The sequence below is a fragment of the Methylorubrum zatmanii genome (genome assembly GCF_014845115.1).
Taxonomy (GTDB): domain Bacteria; phylum Pseudomonadota; class Alphaproteobacteria; order Rhizobiales; family Beijerinckiaceae; genus Methylobacterium; species Methylobacterium zatmanii.
In genome coordinates this window covers 1-776 of the sequence record NZ_NKUI01000374.1, presented here as the reverse complement: position 1 = coordinate 776, position 776 = coordinate 1, and the positions used below count along the sequence as shown (strand labels likewise).

Annotated in this window: 1 protein-coding gene; it reads right to left on the bottom strand. The window is 74.0% G+C overall.

Going from position 1 to position 776, the window contains the following annotated elements; genetic code table 11:
* Positions 1–776, bottom strand: a 776-nt coding sequence (locus MZTS_RS24820; protein ID WP_192285989.1) for a cellulose biosynthesis cyclic di-GMP-binding regulatory protein BcsB, incomplete at both ends; no start/stop codon positions are given.

Here is a 776-nt window from a genome sequence, read left to right as displayed (position 1 = left end):
GCCTCTCCCCTCCCTGGGCCGTGTCGCCCCGGATCAGGGGGGCGAGGGCGGCGCCGGGCTGGCTGCCGCCGCCATCCCCGGTCGCGGCGAGCTGCGCGGTGGCGGCGCGCACGTCGTCGGGGGTGAGGCCGGTCACGACCAGGGTCGGCACGCGGTTGCCGCGCGCGGGCAGCAGGGCGAGCCGCGGCCCGTTGATCGCCCCGAGTTCCTCGATGCCGTCCGTGCCACGGATCTCGGCGGCGGTGCCGACCAGCAGGTTGACGCCGCTCCGCCCGGTCAGCGGCGTGCCGAAGCTGACCGCCGGCCGGGCCAGCCGGCTCACCACGGCCACCGCCTGGACGGCGCCGATCATCCGCTCCAGCCGGGGCAGGGTCGGCTTCTCGTTGAGCAGCACGCCCAGGGGCAGCGCGCCGCTCTCGTCGGGCTCCAGGGCCGCGAGCGATTTCAGGTCGAGGTCGGCGGCGGGCGCCACCACCAGCCCGGAGCGGGAGGGATCGATCTGGGTCCACAACTCGTAGGTGGCCTCGATCGAGCAATCGACCCGGTGGCGCTGGCTCGCCGTCAGGGTCACGGCGTTGTAGCCGCTCTTGAGGACGCCCTCGGGGATCGCGAATTCCACGACCTTGACCGCGCCGGGGGCCTGAATCCGGGTCCAGCCGACCTTGGTGTCGTTCACGAGGCCGGCGAGTTCCGAGAATTCGGGCGCCACCGAGATCGAGGAGAGATAGGAGACCCGCAGCCGGGCCGCGCCGCGTGTCTGCGCCTCGGTCAGGTAG